General features: G+C 62.7%; 1 protein-coding gene. It reads right to left on the bottom strand.

All coding sequences use genetic code 11. The annotated features are described in order from the left end of the window. Positions 1 to 1,148: type VI secretion system tip protein TssI/VgrG (gene tssI, locus BLO97_RS30440; protein WP_139197754.1), on the bottom strand; the 1,148-nt coding region annotated here is incomplete at both ends.

Here is a 1,148-nt window from a genome sequence, read left to right as displayed (position 1 = left end):
ACCACGATGTCCTGGTTGCGCTCGGCATGGATGTACAGCTGCTCGGCGCCTTTCTTGTCTTCCATGCGGATTTCGTTGAAATTCGCTGGCGTGCCGCCTTTGCTCGAACGGCTTTTGGTGCCGCTCTGAGTGGCATTGGCAGGCAACGCATAGGGCACGGTCTGTTCGGCGTTATACACGCGACCGGTGACGATCGGCCGGTCCGGGTCGCCTTCGAGGAAGCTGACGATCACTTCCTGGCCGATGCGCGGGATCTGCACCGAGCCCCAATTCTTGCCGGCCCAGGCCTGCGACACACGAATCCAGCACGAGCTGTTTTCGTTGGACTGGTCGTGTCGGTCCCAGTAGAAATGCACCTTCACCCGGCCAAACTGATCGGTCCAGATTTCCTCGCCCTTGGGGCCCACGACCAACGCGGTCTGCGGGCCTTTGACGATGGGTCGATGGGTGATCGGTAGCGGACGGTAACTTTGCTGGGCGTCGATGCAGGTCAGGCTGCTTTCGAACTGGGCCGACGGCGCGCCGCCGCCGGTCTCGCCGCTTTCCTGGGAAATGTAATAGCGGGCACCGACGATCAGGTATTCGCGGTTCTGGTCCTGGCGGCTGAAGCCGGTGAGGCTGAACAGGTGCCCCGAGCCCAGGCCCCGGGCGTTACCCGATAACTCGACCTGTTCGTGCTGGGTCTGCAAGGCTTCGATGCGGGTACGGGCGTAGTGCTCGCCGTCGGCGCTTTGCACATAGGTGCCGGGGTAGTCGTAGAGCGGATAGTCGCCGGCCGCGTGGGGGCGAGGCATGGCCGCACGCACGTCGATGCGCGCACTCGGGCGCTGGAAATCGTAGTCGTTGAGTTCCAGCGAGCCCGGCTGGACTTCCTGGGCCAGGTGCCAGTCGTGAATATGATCCCGCTCGCGCTGCTGCTCGTTCTTTGGGTAGTAGGGCACCGAGCCGTAGCCGGGCGCCTTGGTGTGGGCGCCGTAGGCGTCGGCCAGCACCAGCACATGCCGGCCCTGCTCGTGGCGGAAGAAGTAGTAGATCCCTTCCTGTTCCATCAAGCGGCTGACAAAGTCGAAACTGGTCTCGCGATACTGCACGCAGTATTCCCACTCGCGATAGGTTTGGCTCAAGGCGTCTTCGAAATCGGAAAAGCC

This window comes from Pseudomonas sp. NFACC05-1 (genome assembly GCF_900100135.1).
Taxonomy (GTDB): domain Bacteria; phylum Pseudomonadota; class Gammaproteobacteria; order Pseudomonadales; family Pseudomonadaceae; genus Aquipseudomonas; species Aquipseudomonas fluorescens_Q.
The sequence above is the reverse complement of the archived record's forward strand: the minus strand, read 5'-3'. Positions and strand labels throughout refer to the sequence as shown.